This is a genomic window from Gorillibacterium terrae, assembly GCF_051594785.1.
Classification (GTDB): Bacteria; Bacillota; Bacilli; order Paenibacillales; family NBRC-103111; genus Gorillibacterium.
In genome coordinates this window covers 1215323-1234522 of sequence record NZ_JBPPGI010000001.1, presented here as the reverse complement: position 1 = coordinate 1234522, position 19200 = coordinate 1215323, and the positions used below count along the sequence as shown (strand labels likewise).

Annotated in this window: 2 protein-coding genes and 1 pseudogene; all 3 read right to left on the bottom strand. The window is 55.0% G+C overall.

Annotation, left to right across the window (positions count from 1 at the left end; genetic code table 11):
- Window positions 1-90: 90 nt before the first annotated feature.
- Window positions 91-351, bottom strand: a pseudogene (locus tag ACSEXS_RS05310) (hypothetical protein); the annotation flags it as partial.
- 18 nt (window positions 352-369) lie between these two features.
- The gene (locus ACSEXS_RS05305) at window positions 370-18960 is read right to left on the bottom strand and encodes an SDR family NAD(P)-dependent oxidoreductase (protein ID WP_438432125.1); all 18591 of its coding nucleotides are present in this window, start codon (window positions 18958-18960) and stop codon (window positions 370-372) included.
- On the bottom strand, window positions 18939-19187 hold the full coding sequence (locus ACSEXS_RS05300) for an acyl carrier protein (RefSeq protein WP_438432124.1): 249 nt from the start codon (window positions 19185-19187) through the stop codon (window positions 18939-18941). The genes ACSEXS_RS05305 and ACSEXS_RS05300 overlap by 22 nt, the downstream gene beginning before the upstream one ends.
- Window positions 19188-19200 lie beyond the last annotated feature (13 nt).

Below are 19200 nucleotides of genomic sequence, written 5' to 3'. Positions count from 1 at the left end.
ATGATCCTGGAGGAAAAGCAGAGCTTCCATGTTTTCATCCGAACTCTGACCTGCGGGAGCATGGCCTTTCATCTTTTGGCTGGCGACGGCAACCCTCCAACCGGTGGGCTCCGGGATGAACGTGACGGAAACGTCAATGTTGAAGTCCTTGGACGTAACAATGGGTTGCTTGAACACTATCTGGCGCAATTCAACGGCTTGCGTTCCAAGATAAACAGCGGATAACCGATAAATCATGTCCAGTAAAGCGACTCCCGGAAGGGTCCGGATGCCGTGAACCCGGTGATCCCGTACGATAAAATTACTGTCATTGATTATCTGGTGAAATGTTTTCTTGGTTTGGCCCAGCATAGCTTCAACTCCCAATCCTCATTCTTGGTTGAACTGAAAAAACTCCAAAAATTCCGCTTCCCCATCGCTCTGGGAGGGAGCGCTATCCTTCCTGTCGCTCCCGGCGTTCTCTTCCGGCCAGTATCGTTTCCGGTTATACACGATCTTTTCTCCGCGAGGAACCACCGAAGCTCTTAGATCAGCGGGTATTCCCTCATTGCTGAGCAGGATATGGGCATTGTTGCCTCCCAATCCGAAAGCGCTGATCCCCGCGCGAAGGACCCCGCTTGGCGTTGTCCAGGGCTGTGCAGCTTGGACAATATAGAACGGGGAATCCTCGAACTTGAATCGGGGATTCGGGTTGGCGCAATGCAGAGTGGGCGGCAATTCCCGATGAATCATCGCCAGCAGCACTTTAATCACGCTCGCGGCGCCTGCAGCGCTTAGTAAATGCCCGATATTGCTCTTAACACTTCCCACTCCGCAGAACTGCTTTTGCGAGGAGTATTTGCCGAAAACCTGGGTTAGGGCTTTCAACTCAATCGGATCGCCGATTAAGGTTCCCGTCCCATGGGTTTCTAGATAAGTGATGGTCTCCGGGTTGATATCGGAAGCCGCGATAGCTTTCTCGATCAACTGCCGCTGCGCTTCGGGATTGGGGGTCGTCACGCCCATTGTGTTTCCATCGCTGTTGATCGCCGATCCGTCAATCACTCCATAGATCTTGTTGCCATCCTGAATGGCTTGATGCAAGGGCTTTAACACCAACACGCCACAGCCCTCGCCAAGTCCGATTCCGTTGGCCTCGGCATTGAACGTTTTGCAGCGTCCATCCGGAGACAGGACCTTTGCGGAACTGAGCGTAAGATAGACCGCTTCATCCAGCAAAATATCTACCCCGCCCGCCAGCGCCAGTTCGGCTTCACCGCTTTGGATGCTCCGGACAGCGGAGTGTATGGCCGTTAAGGAGCTGGAACAAGCGGTATCGATCACCATATTGGGTCCCTTGAAGTTATAAATGTGCGCGAGATGGGCGGCAATGAAGTTCTGTCCGGTGCCGATAATCCGATCCTTGTCGGTCCGATGAAATTTATTGCCGAAATTGCCGGTTCGGGCCCCGGCAAAAATGCCGACCGCTTTCCCCCACAGCTCCTTTTTGGTAAAGCCCGCATCCGCTAAGGCTTCCGCGCTCACCTCCAGCCATTGCCTTTGCAGCGGATCGATTTGGTGAGCGATGCCCTCTGCCATGTTGAAATACTCGGGATCGAAGGCTTCGATCTCCGCTAGAAAAGCTCCCCATTTGCTGATCGACTTTCCTTCCCGGAAGCCTTGGGGATCATAATGCCGTTCCCAATTCCAACGGGATTTCGGCACTTCCCGGATACTGTCGCGGCCGGCTCGTAAGTTCTGCCAGTATTGACGGATGTCTGCCGCATCGGGGAAATGGCAGGCCATGCCCACGACAGCTACCTTCTCCATCGAACTCCGGTTTGACGCCCGCATGATTTCGGGCGTATTCAGCGGATTCATAGGAAGCGGCGCGGCGGGTTCCACCCGGGTTTCGGGAATGCGCCGGGGCTCCACCGGATTGGTTTGGGCGGCCGCGGCGTCCAGGGAAGCAAGAGCTTCCGGATACGTGCTTGCCAAATAATCGGCGAGGCTCTGGATCGTCGGGTATTCAAGGAGCGCCGATGGCTCCAGCGCCACGCCTCCCAGCTTTTGATCCATTTGGCGAACGACTTGCGCCAGCAATACCGAGTCCATCCCGTAATATTGGAACTCCGTATCCGCTTCCAGCTTCTCGGGGTCCAGCTTCAACTCCTTGCCAAACAATTGTTTCAGCCATTGATGCGCAGCGGTTCCAACGGTGCCCTCCGGCCCTCTCTCCCCTTGGACGCCGGAGGGCTTGGGGTTCGCGGCGTTGGAGCCGGAAGCCCCGGTACTCCGTTCGGCCCCGGGAAGGAGCAGGAGTTGGCTCGGCCTCCACTTGTCCGGGTTCACGACAGCCGGGAGAACGACGGGTCCGACAGTCCCGGCTAGCAGCCGGTCGAGCAATTCCAATCCTTCCGCATCGGTTATACTCAACAAACCGGTTTGTTGATACACTTTGCTTTTCATTTCGCCCATGCCGGTTTCCTTCCAGCTGGGCCACTGTACGGACAACACCGGGAGCTCGGAGGCGTGCGCTTGGGCAAAATAATCCATATAGGCATTGGCCATGGCATAATCGCTTTGTCCTACCGCCAACGAGGGAATAATGGACGATACGGATGAAAACAGCATAAAGAACTTAAGCGGCTCATTCTTCAAGGCTTGATACAGGGCTTCAAGCCCCGCCACCTTGGGCTCGAGGATGGCTTGAACGCTGGCCGCGGTTTTCCGGATGAACGCCGGGTTGTCCGCGTCACCGATACCGGCGCAATGGATAACTCCGCCTATGGGCCCCACGGTGCTTCGAATTTCCGCCAAATAGCGCTGCAGGCTCTCCGTATCGGTCAGCGGGACCGAACTGACCGACACGTTTGCTCCAGCCGCTTCCAAGCTGCGAATGGCCTGGATTTTGATTGCCACGGGGGTAGACTGCCGTGATAAATCATCCCATTCCTTCCGTGGCGGCAAGGTCTCCCGTCCGGTAAGCACCAGTCGCTTGACGCCGTAGCGCGACACGAAATGTTGGGCGCACAAGTAGCCAAGGCCTCGGGTTCCGCCGGTTATCCACAAGACATGGTCTTCCGGGAAGCGAAACAACCGGGAATCCTGGGGCTCTGGAACTTCACCCAAGAAAGCCCGGTAACGTTCGCCGTTCCGGTAGCATACTTCCGGGTCCCGGCTGTCTGCGGAGAATTCCCTGGCAATTTGCTCGGCCCTCTCCAAGTCGCTCGCCCCTGGATCCGTATCCAGGTGTCGTGAGCGGAGATGGCCGTATTCGTTTTGCAGCATCCGGTAAAGGCTAGCCCGCTCGGCACCGGGAAGGCGAACGTTCGCATTGCGGAACGCTTCCAGCCCGCAGGTTACCCCAAGCAGCCTTAATCCTTCCCGCGGACCATATTCAATCAGCCGCTGAAGCCCGACAATCCAGGCTTGCGCCTCTTCGGAATCCTGGTCTCCGCCAATCAAGTCGATCCAGCCGCCATAGCTTCTCCAGTGCGATTCCGGCTGTTCGATATGGGCTTGGACATCCTCCGGACCCATGATCCGATGATGGGGGAAGTAGGTGGCGAGCAATTGGGCGAGCGGCCGATTTTGCTCGTTGGTGCAGATGAGCACGGCTTGGTCCGATAGACGGTTCTGCCGGTCTGGACAGAGCTCCCATTGTTTGGAGAGGAACCGTTCAAGCCGTCGGCTCCCCGGATCCCTCGCGACCGCTGCCATGGCCTGGACGCTGTCGGTGGTCTGCCCTGCGGGTTGAGGGAACCAATAGCGCTCTTTGGCAAAGGGATAGGTTGGCAAACTGATCCGACTGGGCCGGTCGCTGTACAGCTTATGCCAATTGAAGTCCAGCCCCTTCACCCACAACTCCAGCAGCTTGGAGTATTTCTTCTTGGCGATCCAGGATTCAATCGCCAGTTGCATATCATCATCCGCCGTGAATACGTCAAGCATGTCTTTGTTGCGCTTGACCTGCCCATGATACAAATCGTCCATGTCTTCCGTTCCGGCGAGGAAGCCTTCCAGCTTCTCGGACAATTCCGGCAAGCTGGACACGACCATGGCCAGACGCTCCTCCATGGCTTCCCGCCCAATCTGGAGCGTATAGGCCAAATCCGGCAGACACTCCTCCGGAATTTGCCCTTCCCGGATCGCCGCAGCCAACTGTTGCGCCTGGGCTTTCAACCGGTCTGCATTCTTCGCCGACAAGACCACCATCACCCTGCCAGGGTCCATGGCGCCGGTCGGTCCTCTTGAGGCTTGTCCCCATTCCTCGGGAACGTATTCGCTGATGATAATATGGGCATTGGAACCTCCGGCGCCAAAAGAAGAAACACCGGCAATGATGGGATATTCCCTCGTTTCACCGTCGATGGTAACCACGGGCCGTTTCAAATCGGCAAGCTCTTGCTGGACGACAAAGGGAGTATGGTCAAAATCAATATTCGGGTTTAAGGACTTTGAATGCAGCGAGGGCACCAATTGACGGTATTTAAATTGCAATAATATCTTGGTTATCCCTGCAATGCCCGCTGCGCTCTCGCAATGACCGATATTGGATTTGACCGATCCGATGGCGCAGAATTGATGGTCCTGCGTATATTCCCGGAAAATCTTAGTCAAGCCGGCGATTTCGATCGGATCTCCCAACGACGTACCGGTGCCATGGGCTTCCATATAGCTGATGGTCCGGGGATGAACACCGCTCTCCCGCAAAGCGCGCTTGATGACATCCGACTGGGCGTTGGGGTTGGGTACGGTGTAGCTGTTGGTCTTGCCTCCATGATTGACGGCGGTGCCTTTGATGACCCCGTAAATGTGATCCCCATCGGCAATGGCTTTGGCGAGCGGCTTGAGCAGCACAGCGCCCACACCTTCTCCGGGGACATAACCGTCCCCGCCCTCGCCGAAGCTTTCGCAGCGGCCTTTGCTGGATGCGAACTTCCCTTGACCCAGAACCAGGTATTTGTTCGGGTGGATGGAAACATTCACACCGCCGGCAATGGCAGCCTCACATTCTCCTCTTTGCAGGCTGTGACAGGCTAAATGAATGGTAGACAGCGAAGAAGAGCACATCGTATCCACCGCCATGCTGGGCCCGTGAAAATTACAGAAAAATGATACCCGGTTGGCGATGGAAGCCGGGTTTCCGGACAAGACCAAGGGGTGGCCCAACAGTTGGGCCTGAGCCGCATAAAGCTGATACTCTTCATACATGACGCCGACGAATACGCCAACATTGCCCGGCATCCCGTTGCCTTGATACTCGCCCAGAACTTGCCGGGTATAACCCGCATCTTCCAAAGTCGAATAGACACATTCCAGGAACAAGCGCTCCTGCGGGTCCATCATCTCCGCTTCCCGGGGGGAGATATGGAAGAACAGCGGATCGAATTCCGCGACTCCGTCAATAAAGCCGCCCCACTTGCTGTAGGTTTTCCCAGGGATGTTCTTGTCTTCATGGAAATATAACCGGTGATCCCAACGATCCTCGGGGATTTCCGTGATCGTATCCTTGCCGTCACGGAGATTGTGCCAAAATTCCTGAAGATTGTTCGCACCGGAGTACCGGCCCGAAAGACCGATGATGGCAATATCCAACGCTTTTTCGGCGGCTTTATCCTCCTTCGGTTCGGCGATGGCGGCAAATCGCGACCGTCGGCGGGCCACCGACGGTATAGCCTCCGGCAAGTTCGCCGCTTTCTCCGGTGCCATCTCGGGACCAGCGATCGCCGATTTCTCCCCGGTTCCCAATACTTCCGCCAATTTATCCGGGTAATGCTCCAGGAAATACCTCGTTAACTCTTCCATGCTTTGATATTCGAAAAACAAGGTCTTGGACAAGGAGCCGAAGGTCTTCTCCAAGCGGGTGGTCAATTCCATAACCAAGACGGAGTCCAGACCGTATTTTTCCATATGGGCATCATTTTCGATTTGATGCACCGGCAGCTTAATAAAGGCAGAAATCAGTTTCTTAAAATAGTTCAGCGCTTTGTCCGCTAATGAATCCGGGCCCGGCGGAGCCATTCCGATACTCGCTTCCCGAGGCTTCGGAGGCTTGGCATCGTTCATGCCATATGTTCGACTAAGCGATGCTCCGTATTGGCTGATTAAATAATCCGCCATTTCATCGAGGGTGAGCGATTCCATGAACATTCCGGCATTCAACTCAAGCTGATAGATGTGGTTCACTTGGCCCACCAGTTCAGCCAGCACCGTCATGTCGAGCCCATATTCACGCAATTCCACATCGGCATCGATGTCCGCCGTTGCGACGTTGAATAATTGGGCCAATAGTTGGGCGAGGGTAGCTTTAACGCGGTTGAGCAAACGGCCGGACGCTGACTCAACCGCAACAGAAGCGGTCCCGGTTTCCCGTTCGGGGTGAGTCGACGCCAACAGCTGCTGCCGCAACCGGAAGCGGTCGCCTTCCAAGACCATGACTTGGCTCCGGCCGGAGGCTATGGCATCATATAGAGCCTGTATGCCTGTCTCCGTTCGCATGGGAATGAGGCCGGCTGTCTCCCGGATGTATTTCTCCGTTCCCGGATGAACCTTCATTCCGCCTTCCTTCCACAGCGGCCAGTTTACGGATAGGGTCTTGCCATGGCGCTGCTTTGCGGCTGTCAGTGAATTCCGGTATTCGGCATAAGCGTCCATGAAGGTATTCGCCATGGCATAATCGGCTTGACCGGCATTCCCCAAGGTGCCTGTGCTGGAGGAGAACAGGATCAGGAAATCGAGATCCATCTCTCGGGTGGCTTCATCCAGATTTACCAATCCGGCAACCTTGGGCCCCAGTACCTCTCTCAGCTCCTGAGGGTTCTTCTTCAGAATAAAATTATCGCGAACCACCCCGGCGCTATGAATGATCCCATGGAGCTTGCCGTATTTCGTTCGGATCATTTGGATCAGCGAGTATACGGCTTCTTTCCGGGTCACATCCGCCGAATGATACTCGATCCTCGCTCCGGCTTGCTCCAACGATTTCAACCGCGCTTGCTTCTCCTCGCCAAGCGCGGAACGGCCGGTAAGAATCAAGGTCGCTTGCCGAGTCTGACGCACGATCTCTTGGGCAAAAATCAGTCCCAGACCCCCGGTACCCCCGGTGATCAAATACACTCCGCCGTCTCTCCAGGGAATGCGCCCTGCTTCCGGCGGGAGCATCAATTCATTCCAGCCTTGAAGCTGCCGTTCCCCATCCCGGTAACGGATTTCCAAGTCCCCGGATCGGTTCCGGTTTTCGCGCAATTTCCCCACAAGCGAAACAGCGTCGTCGTCGGCTTCCACCTCCATGACTTGTCCGACGAGTTTGGGATTTTCCAATTGGGCCGTTCGCAACAATCCGGAGAATCCGCGATACAGAACCGAGGCTCCCTCGGAAGGAACCACAATCTGAATCAGCATTTTCCCTGAATCCGAACACTGAACATAGCTTTGAATCTCTTCGAATAACTGGACGGCATAGGCCTCAAACCGCTCGGCAACGTCCCCCGGCAGATGCGAGGCGCCGATCGCCAAGCAACGCGCATGGCTCAGCTTGTTCTCAATGGTCTGGGGATCAATGTGATTCAACTCGCACAAGAGAACCAGATGCCGGTTGTAGGGCATGTCCGGTACCACGCCGGCAGCGGAAGCCTCTCGCCAAATCGGTTCGAGCAGAAGGGGCCCCGGTTCCGATCCTGTCTCGGCGCTCCTCGTCCCAGGTTCATCTTCCAATATCCGGGACGCGCAGCCTTTCATTCGTACACAGAGCGCTCCTTCTTCATCGTACAGCTCCACATCCAGCTTCCGCATTCCCCCTTGGTCGCTCCCGAATCCCCCGGCGGGTCTGGTTCCGTCATGCTTCCGGATCAACGCCCACATGGTGCTGCCGGTGCTCTTTCCGAGAATCTCCAGCTGGTCCAAGGCAAAGGGAATTGCCGGATTGGCTTCACCGCAATGGCCGGAGGAATCCATCATCCAGCCAATGGACGACTGAAGAGCCGAATCCATCATCCCCGGGTGCAAAACAAGGGGACGTCCCGGTTCCGAAGGGGTCGACGGCAAGGACAACTTGGCTAAAATACGGTCCGGTGCGACATATAGTTGCCGAATGCCTTGAAATGTCGTTCCGTATTCGAGCTGCATCGTACGGAACGCTTGATAGCATTGCTCCCCGGAATACGTTTGTTGGTAATCCGCCGTTCGCAGCGCTTGCAGATCCATTGCAGTCTCCTGAGAAGGAGAGAGCAACCGGGCCGTTCCCTGGCTATGGAGGAGAGGAGCCGAATGGGACTGATCCGCTTCCGTATAGATTTCAAATGCGATCTCCCCGTTATCCTCCGGGAAGAGACCGATATGAACGGTTACCGGTTGATCGCCAACCGCAATCGGTCGGGACCAAACCATATGGTTCAACCGAACCCCGGTCTGATCGGATACCCCGGCCGCATGCACGACCGCTGCCCGGACCATCTCCAAATAAGCGACTCCCGGCAGAACCCGGAAGCCCTTTACCCGGTGGTCCGCCAGGAAGAACTCCTGCCCGTTAAAGACGGAACTGAACCGTTGTTCCGTAAAGTCGGAAGTATTGTGATGCAATAACGGATGTACAACCGCGGCGGAAGATGCCGCTTCCGCACTCAAGACGGCCTCGGTTGGCGATGCCCAATAGCTGTCCCGGGCAAACGGATAGGCGGGAAGGTGAACCATGGACGGACGGTGGTCTCCAAACAGCACATTCCAGGGTAGGTCATATCCCTGGCAATACAAGTCCGCCAACGCGAACAAGCATTCCTGATACCTGCTTCGGTCATGCCGGAATGTCCCGCTTTGCTTCAAGAGCTCCCGGGCATAGCCGTAAATCGTCTTCTGCCCGGTGAAGTCCCGGGCAACCTTACCCTGGAACAGATTCGGAAGCTTCTCCCTGCCTCCGGCTTTCTGCAAGACATAGACCGCATCTTCCGCATCCTGGATCACGACAGCGCACCGGCAATCGAAATGCTGCCGTCCTTCCAGCAAGGTATAGCTTATGGATGGAAGGGTGCCGATTCCCCCGGTTTGATCCCGGAGCACGCCAATGAGCTGATCGATTTTCTCCTGCATGGCTTCGGGGGTACGGGCAGAGACCGCCAATAAGGTATAGGGCGCTGCTGCTCCGCCATCATTCGAATCGCCCGGTTGGGGCTTCGTTCCGTCCCAGCTCTGGAGGACCAGATGCGCGTTGGTGCCGCTCATACCGAATGCGCTGACCGCACCCAACCGCGCCTGACCGGGTATCGCCGGCCAAGGACGATTAACTTTGTTCACATAGAAAGGACTTTCGCTCCAGTTGATATAATCGTTAACCTGTTCGCAATGAAGGCTGGCCGGAATGGTCTCATGGCGCATGGCCTGAACCAGGGCGATGAGACTGACCAAGCCCGAAGCCGCAAACGTATGTCCGAAATTGGATTTGGTGGACGTCACCGCACAGAAGCTCTGCTTGTGCGTATACTCCTTAAACGCATCGTTTAGGGCATTAAGCTCAATGGGGTCCCCCAGCTTGGTACCGGTGCCGTGCGTGATAATGTAGTCCATCTCTTCGGGATTGATCTGGTATTGGTCGTAGACGGATTTCAGAAGACTGACTTGGGAAACGCCGCTCGGGGCGGTGATTCCGTTGGTCTTCCCGTCATAATTAATGCCGCTGCCGCGGACGATCGCGTAGATGGGATCGCCATCCGCTTTCGCCTGCGATAACCGCTTGAATACAACCACGGCGACCGCCTCGCCCGGCACCAGTCCGTCGGCCTTCGCGTCAAAGGCATGGCACTTGCCGCTTCCCGACAGCATTCCCGCTTGGCTCATGTTAATGAAAGGATCCGGCGTCAGCATTAAATTAACTCCGGCGGCGATGGCCGTATCGCATTCTCCCGCCCGCAGACTCAAACAGGCTTCATGGGCGGCTACAAGTCCGGAAGAACAGGCCGTATTAATCGCCATCACCGGGCCGCTGAGATTTAAGAAGTAAGCAAGCCTTGCCGCCAAGATTGCCGTGTGATTGGAAGTTACACTGCCCTTCTCTTTCACCAGCTTCTGATAGTCGCCATCCTCAACTCCGACAAACATGCCGATCTTGCCGGACTGAATACGAGCCGGACCATAACCGGCATCCTCCAGAGCCCTCCAGGCTTCCTGCATTAACAACCGTTGTCTCGGGTCCATGGACTCCGCTTCACGCGGCGAAATTTCAAAGAATAAGGGATCGAATTCAGCTGCGCCCGGAATGCAACCGCACCACTTGCTGTTCGTCTTTCCCGGTTCCGGAGGCGACGCCTGATAATACCGGCGCCAATCAAACCGGTCAGCCGGAATCTCCTTCACGGCATCCCGGCCTTCGGCAAGCAGCGACCACATCTGCTCGATGGTGTACGATTCCGGGAACCGTCCGCTCATGCCGATAATCGCAATCGGTTCAGCCGAATTCTTTGTTTGTTCCACCTCGGCAAACCGAGGCTTCTTGATTCGCTGCGTTTTGGACGCGGTGGGCGGAGAGGTTGTCGCCAGCGTGACAGCCGGAATCGGAGAAGGATCGGACACCTCTTCCGGGTAAAACGCTCGGATGGCTTCCGGATATTCCGCGAGAAAGTAATGGACTAATTTGTCCAAGCTCGAATGACCAAAAAACACAGCGGGAGAAACCTGGATTCCAAGATGCTCCGTTAATACAGAAGCGAATTTGGCCAGGTAAATGGAGTCAAATCCAAACTCCGCCAAGTTCTCCTCACGCGTTATCTTCTCCCGGGGGATCTTCAGCAGCTTGCTGATCTGTTCTTTCAAATCCCATTCCAGGCATTGGGCCAGACTCAGTCCTTTCCATGCAACAGGCCGTTGGTTCCCGCCGGAACGAGCCGTTGCCGCCGGAAGCGGCTTTGCCGAAGCCGGTTCCGAGGACAGGCCTAAAAAACGAAGCACTCGGTCCTGCCGGCCCGCCAAGACCAACCATTGTCCCCGTTCTTGTCCCAGAATCCGTTCAAAGATTTCGATGCCTTCCTGGGCTTCTAAATATCGTTGGCCGCTGGATTTTAAATACATTTCGGTTTGTTCGTCTTCGAGGCTCATGCCTCCGTCCCGCCACAGCGGCCAGTTGATGGCAATTGCCTGGCCTTGCCGCTTCCCCAGACGTTGCAGTTGATTCCGGTAATGGGCATAAGCCATTTGAAACCGATTGGCTACGGCATAGTCGCAGGCGCCAAAATCGCCGAGGATAGCGGCGGTTGAAGAAAAATAACAGATAAAATCAAGAGGCTCCCGCTGCGTCAACGCATCAATCACAAGAGTCCCTTCGATTTTGGGCGTTAAGACCGTTTGAATGCTTTCCAAGCCTTTTTCAAAAACCGTTTGCTGGATCGCAACCCCGGCTGCGTGAAGGACGCCATGGATTTCGCCGAACAATTTTTTGGCCTGATGCAGCCCCTTCGTCATCGCGTCTCGATCGCCAATGTCCGCTTGCAGATAAAAAACTCGGCTGCCGAAAGCCTCCAACCGGTTGATTTGGGACTGTTTCGCGGAATTCAATACCGTTCGACCCGTAAGAATCAGATTGGCCGACAGGGTCTTTGCCAAATGTTCGGCGAATAAATAGCCCAATCCGCCAAGGCCCCCGCTGATCAGATAAGTTCCGCCGGAACGCAACGGAGGAGTGGCCGCTGCGACCGGAACAGGCTGAATTTGATACACATGGCGCTTGCCTGAACGATAGAGACTGCTTTGCGCTTTCGCCGCGCCGAGCTCCGACCGGAGGGTCTGCGCCCAATCGTCCATGGTGAATTCCGGATCGGCCCCGCTTGCGTCATGATAAATAGCCGCCACTTGCGTCTCTGGCAGTACCAGCCCCAGCGAACGTTCAAAGCCGATCCACGATTCCAGGTAGCAACGATCCAGTGCGTTGCCGATTTGGGCCGACAGCAGGAAACGGCCGGGTTTTCGAGTGAGTCCCGCTATCGCTTGCAACAGAAATACGATTGCCGAAGGATCTTGAATGCAGCTCGGATCCTCCAATGCCCAGAGGTATAGGACAGCGTCCATACCGCCGACATCGTGTTGAATGCTTTGCAAAGCGGTGCGATACGACACGGGATCCGCTGCCGCAATCCGGTATTCCCGTGGGGAGCGCTTTTCGAAGGCATTTCCTTTGGTTACGAATATGAGGCGCGCTTCCGCGTCAACGCCGCTCCAGGCTTGGGCAAAGGCGTTCTGATTTTCAGGACGCGACAAAAAGCAAACCAAGGTTTTCCCGACGGCTGAGGTGCCCGGATTCAAGACAGCTTCCTGCCAAACTTCTTCAAATGTCATGACTTCGTAGGGTTCCGGTGGAGCCAGAACAAGTCCCTTCATCGCAAGACAGATTCTTCCGGTCTCATCGCAAAGATAACTGTCGAATTTCATTCCGGGTCTCATGGGTCTTCCGTCGCCCGTTCGCAGGTAAATCCACATGGCGGAGTGGCAGGGATGAATAACTTCCAGCTCTTCCAGAGAGGTTGGCCAGGGGGCTTGGATGGACGAATGCTGCTCCATCACTCCCACAACTGCCTGTAACACCCCGTCCAAGACCCCGGGATGCAGCATAAACCCGTCTCCGAACGAAGCGGGTGTTCTCAACTTGGCCAAGATTTCCCCTGATCCAACTTGCAGCGATTCAATCCCTTGATAACCGGCGCCATACTCCATGCCCGCCGATCGGAGCGCCCGGTAGCAATCCTTGGAGTCCAAACGGTCCCCGCTGCACCGCGCCTGGATATCGGCCAATTCCAGATCAGGAATGGCTGCGGATATCCCTGGGACGATGCTGCCCCGGCAATGCACTTCCGGCGCTTCATCGTCGTGTTTGGAATCCCCATAGATCTCGAAGGACAGTTCTTCTCCGGTCCCGGAAGCAATTCCGATATGGAGATGAACCGCCGGTTCCCCCAATACAACCGGACGAAACCAAGCGATCGCCTTGAACCGGAGCCCGTTCCCCTCATCCGCTGCGGCTCCGCCGGCTCTAACGACTGCCGCTCTGGCCATCTCAAGGTAGGCCGACCAGGGAAATACTCGCATCCCATGGCTGGCGTAATCGGCGAGAAAAGGCTCTCGTCCGGTAAATGCGGAACTGAACCGTTGCTCCCAAAGATCGGAGGTATTTTGATGCAATAACGGATGAAGGGATGCTGCCATCCCCGTCCCGTTCCCGGAGTTCCGATCCCGGTTTATCCCAACCCAATAGCTCTCCTTGTCAAAGGGATAGGTAGGCAAACTGATCCGTCGCGGCCGATCACTCTCATAAAGCGGATTCCAATCGAGAGGGAAACCCTTCACCCACAAATCGGCGAGCTGAGCATATTTTTTCTTATGAAACCACACTTGGATCAAGGATTTGGCATCGGCTTCCGCGTCAAAGGCCCCCGCGCCGCCCTTTCCCTTTTTCACCTGTCCGGTTAGGACCCCAGGTGCGAGGCCGGCTGTCGCAAACTCCGTGAGCGCCTTTAAGACCGCTTCTCTGGAATCTGCCATAAATGCCAGGCGAAAATCCATCGCTTCACGGCCAACCTGCAACGTATAAGCCGCATCGGCCAGGTCAATTTCCGGATGCGAGGCCAGGTAATCGTTTATGGAACCGGCATAGGCTTTTAACTGCTCATTGCTTTTCGCGGACAGAACAAACAGCGCCGGATTGCCGGGATGAATGGAGGCGGTAAGCCGTTTGCCTTCCGCAGGGACGTATTCTTCGATGACCACATGGGAATTGGTCCCGCTGAAACCGAACGAACTGACGCAGGCCCGCCGAGGCATCGCTTGTTCCGGTTCCCATGGCTGCATGCGATCATTGATATAAAACGGGGAATCGGCCAGAGCAATATGTTCGTTGAGGGTTTCATAATGGATCGTGGGAGGCAGCATCCGATGCTTCAGCGCCAGCAATACCTTGATCACCCCGGCGACGCCGGCAGCCGTTAAGGTATGGCCGATATTGCTTTTCACGGACCCCAGGGCACAATAATGCTTCCGCTGAGTATACGAGCGGAAAGCTTCGGTGAGGGCCTCCACTTCAATGGGATCGCCCAGTTTTGTCCCCGTCCCGTGGGCCTCGACCATGGATATCGTATCCGGACTTATGCCAAAGCGTTGATAGACCTCTTTTTCCAGCAATATCTGGGAGTTCACGCTGGGGGCGGTGATGCCGTTCGTTCGTCCGTCCTGGTTGATTCCCCAGCCGCGAATGACTCCGTAGATTTGATCCTGATCGCGAACGGCATCCGAGAGCCGTTTAAGTAAAACAACTCCTACCCCTTCGCTGGGCACAAAGCCATTGGCCCGGTTATCAAATGTGAAGCAGCGGCCGTCTTTGGACAACATGCCGGCCTTGCTGGTCATGATGTGCAAATCCGGTCCAACCAGGACACAGACACCGCCGGCCAAGGCCAAGTCACTGGTCTTCAGCACCAGACTGTTGCAAGCTTCGGCAATGGCCACCAGCGAGGACGAGCAAGCGGTATCAATGGCCAAGCAAGGTCCTTTTAAGTTCAGGTAATAGGAAATCCGTGACGACAGAATCGAGCTGGAGCCGCCCATCAGGCGCCGTGCATTCAGCTCCTGCCCGTCGATGAATTGCCCGTAGTCATTGGTGGCGCAACCCACAAAAACGCCGCAGCGGCTTCCGGATAATGAGGCGGGGCTCAACCCGGCATCCTCGATACTGCGCCAACAATGCTCCAAAAACAGCCGCTGCTGCGGATCCATCAATTCCGCTTCGGCAGGCGCGATATTGAAGAACAAGGGGTCGAAGAGGTCTGCGTCTTCGAGAAGCCCCATCCATTTGCTGTGGCTCTTTCCGGGGGCCTCCGGATCGGGATCGTAATCGTGCTCCACCGACCAGCGGTTGGCGGGAACCTCGGAGATACAATCCCTTCCATGAGCCAGGTTTTCCCAGAATTCATCCAGATTCTTTGATTTGGGGAACTGCCCGGACACCCCAATGATCGCAATGGAATTATCCGGGGAAATCTCCGAAGTCTGCTTCGGAATAGTTGACTCATTGAGGGGCTTGTCCATCTCTATGGTTGATGGAGCGCCTTGGGCAAACTGCCCGAAAAAGGAATGAATCCGTTCCTTGACTTCGGCTTGGTTCACAAACGTCTGATCATGCATCCGAATTTCTTTGTCAATGGTCGAAGCGATCTTCGCCCTTAAGGGTTCCACCAAATGGTTCTTCAGGATAATCAACGTTTCCCGGGGAGACTCGGCCAGCTCCTGGGCCAATTGAACGGCATAGGGTAACACCTCCGAACGGGGCAGCACCGGGAAAGGTATCCCACGAGCTTGCAGCTCCGACCCTCGGTATCTTCTGCCTGTGAACAAGATCTCCTGGGCAAGCCCAATCCCTAATTTCTCGGGGAAAAGCAAAGTGGAACCGAAACCGGGCGTGAATCCGAATTTCATAAAATTGGTGGCATAATAGCTTTCCTGACTCATCACCACAAAATCGCAGGACATGCCGAAGCACCAACCGGCGCCGATTCCATGTCCCTGCATGGCGGCGATGATGGGAATCCGGCAATCCAAGGCAAGCCGGTACAGAATGGAATCCGTATACCTTGCCTTTCCTTGATAAATATCCAGCAGATTCTCCTCGGTGCCTCCTGCAGCAAAGTAGGTATCATAACCGGTCAGAATGATGATCTTGTACTTCGGATCCATCTGGATGGCTTCAACCGTTTGGATCAGCGCCTGAATCAATCTCTCGGAGAATTTATTCTTATTCAGGCGATCCTGCATCGTGACCTGGACGACTCCGGGGCTAATCTCCCTTACCGCAACAACCTCCTGATTCGCGACAGCGGGCTCATCGGACCGATTCGGTTGAAGCGCGAACTTCCGTTCAAGGGTCGGTTCATCCGCTTGATCGCTGCGGGTTGCCTGATGCGGAGCCGGCGTCTCATTCGGCATCGTCGATGCATTCCGCATGGCAGGCATGCGTTGATTCGTTTTCTGCAATTCTTGTTGAATGAACGCGGTAAAATCGGCAATGGTGGGATAGTCATAGACTTTGGTTACCGCGACGAAGGTGCCGTAACGTTCATTCACCTTATGGATCCATTCTACGCCGATGATCGAATCCAAGCCCAGATCGACAAACTTGGCATCGTCATCCACATCGCCCGGATTCATGGCTAAGGCTTCCGCCAGTCCGGCCTTCAACTCTTCCCGCAATCGATTATAGGAAATCTCATGAGAGGCTTGAACGGCAATCGACCGATTCGTCGGCGAAGAGAGACTCCGATCGTTCCCATCCCGGAGCGGGGCTGCGCTTCCTTGTTTTTGGATTTCCTGTCCCAGATATTCGGCAAACTCATATAGGGTGGGGTAATCATAGACTCGGGTTACCGCAATCGCGGTTTGATACCGGTCATTCACCTTGCGGATCCACTCCACGCCGATAATGGAATCCAAGCCGAGGTCCACGAACTTGACATCATCCTCGATATCCCTGCCATTCATGGCCAGGGCTTCCGCCAGACTGGACCTTAACTCCTCTCGTAATTCCTCCACGGAATAAGCGAGATTGGATTCATCATCCATTGCCGAAAAAACCTCCGGCTGAACGGCCGGCGGTTGGGCAAGCTCGACAATCGCCCGCTCCGGTTGTTTCGGTATCTCCGCCGATAGATAATGGGAAAATTCGCGGATGGTGGGATAATCGTAGACTTTGGTCACTGCGAGAGAGGTATGATACCGATCATTCACTTTTCGGACCCATTCCACTCCGATAATCGAATCCAGTCCGAGGTCGATGAACTTGGCATCAGCATCAATCTCGCCGGGAGCCATGGCCAAGGCATCCGCCAAACTGATGGTCAACTCATTCATGAGTGCACCGGCTGCAATATCCGCCGCTGCCGCCCCCCTTGTTGAGAGTGAGAGCGGAGCTTGTTTCTCTTCAGGCCATTCCGAGGAAGCATCGAGGGCCGCCAGGGAAATGCGCGGCTTAGCTCCGGATTGGATTTGGCCCGAGGGGACGGTTATGGCCGATAGCGATGGCAAGCTAAGCTTATCGGTTGAATCTGCCGGTTCCATCATCGGAATCCAATAGGGCTCCCTGGCAAAAGGATAGGTGGGCAGATTGATCCGCTTTGCGGGAAGGTGAAGGTACAGAAGTTCCCACTCCAGGGTGTACCCTTCGGACCAGAGTTGGGCCAGCTTTTCCGCAGGGCACTCAGCGTACCATTGAGCCTTGGAATCCGGAAGGTAGGATGCAATCTCCGGCAATTGCCCAAGCTCCTTCTCTTGCTTGATTTGTTCACCGCGCCAGCAGTTCGGTTGATTATCCTCATTTTGCAACAGGGCTTCGCATTGGGATAGGAGTTCCGGGATATCGTGCGTGACAAAGACCACCCGTTCCGGCATGGCTTCCCGCCCTACCTGAAGGGTGTATGCCAAGTTCTGCAGGACGAGACCGGTGGATTTCCGCAAGAATTCCACAAATTCGGCCACGTACTCCCGAAGCCGGCTGATATTTCGAGCGCTAATGGGAATCAGTACAGCGTTATGGTCGGTTTCAGGCTCTTGCTCCGGCAACCCTGTAGGGGACTCGGCAACGTACTCCTCCAGAAGGATATGGGCATTGCTTCCACCGAACCCAAAGGAGCTTACACCCGCCCGCCGGGGAAAGGCAGCATCCTCGGGGGTTGTCCATGGGACGGTTTCATCCACAATGTAAAAGGGGCTGTCCTCCAATTTTATAATCGGATTTTGCTCCTGAAAATGGATACTGGCCGGCAGTATTCGATGCTTCATTGCGGCCACCACCTTGATCACCCCTGCAATCCCTGCAGCTGCTTCCAAGTGACCGATGTTGGTCTTCACCGATCCCAAGCCGCAGGTGGTTTTTATGGGTGTCTTTCCTTCCTTCTGATAGAAATGCTTAAACGCATTCTTCAGGCCATGAATTTCGATCGGGTCACCGAGAGGGGTGCCCGGACCGTGGGTTTCGATATAACTGACACTGTCCGGACTGATTCCGGCCTTTTCATACACATCAATAATCAGTTCCGCTTGGGCTTTGGGGTTAGTAATTGTTAGCGAATTGGTCCTGCCGCCATGATTGGTGCCCACTCCCTTGATCACCGCATAAATGGAATCCCGATCCTCGATCGCCTTGTCGAGCGGCTTCAACAGTAAGACTGCAGCCCCTTCCGCCCGGACATAACCATCGGCTTTTTTATCAAAGGCTTTGCATGTACCGTCTTTGGATAGCATGCCGCTCTTGCTGAGCGCAATGAAACGCCGCGGCGACCAGCATAGGTTGACGCCTCCAGCGAGAGCATAGTCGCAATCCTCGTTCTCCAAGGAACGAACGGCTTGGTGAATTGCCACGAGTGAACTTGCACAAGCCGAGTCAATGGTCAGACTGGGGCCTTTAAAGTCAAACCAATAGGAGATCCGGTTGGAAAGGATGGCGTTGGACGTTCCCGTGGGCACGTAAGCGTCGAAATCCCGGAGGTGCTTCTCCATCAGTTCCGTATAATCCGTATTGCAGACCCCCATGAACACCCCGGTTTTGGTTGACTTTAATGTCCCTGCCCGGTAACCGGCGTCCTCAATGGCCTTCCAGGCCAGCTCCAATGTGATCCGTTGTTGCGGGTCCATGTAAGTGGCTTCGCGGGGCGAAATATTAAAAAAGGAGGCATCAAAACAATTTGCTTGATCGATAAACCCGCCCCAGATGCTGTTGGTTTTCTTTTCTTCTTTTTGAGGATCTCCATAAAATTCATGTTTGTCCCAGCGTTCCGCCGGAATCTCAGTGATGAGCGATTCCTGAGACAGCAAATGGGTCCAGAACTCATCCAGAGACTCCGATTTCGGAAACCGAAGGCCGATTCCGATGATGGCAATAGCTTGGTTTGACCCTGTCTTTCTCACTATTTCAGCCCCCACCCATTCCAATTTCGAACCTGTTACAGCTTCCCCGAAATACATTGCACAAGGTCGGAAAACGAAGTAAACACATTGGCCAAAATTTCATCTTCGGTAAATTTGATTTGAAATTCATTTTCTATGTAAGTCAGCAGTCTCAAATAGCCAAAGGAGTCAAGAATCCCTGCCTTAAACAGATCCGTATCTTCCGAGACCGAGTCATTGAACTCCAGCAAAAACGTTTCGTTCATGTAACGGTATAGCTTATCTTTCATTTCCGCTTTCTCCATGGCAAACACCTCG

Coding starts and splice junctions, on each gene's coding strand:
- ACSEXS_RS05305 (WP_438432125.1), bottom strand. CDS start 18,960: ATGTATTTCGGGGAAGCTGTAACAGGTTCGAAATTGGAATGGGTGGGG.
- ACSEXS_RS05300 (WP_438432124.1), bottom strand. CDS start 19,187: ATGGAGAAAGCGGAAATGAAAGATAAGCTATACCGTTACATGAACGAA.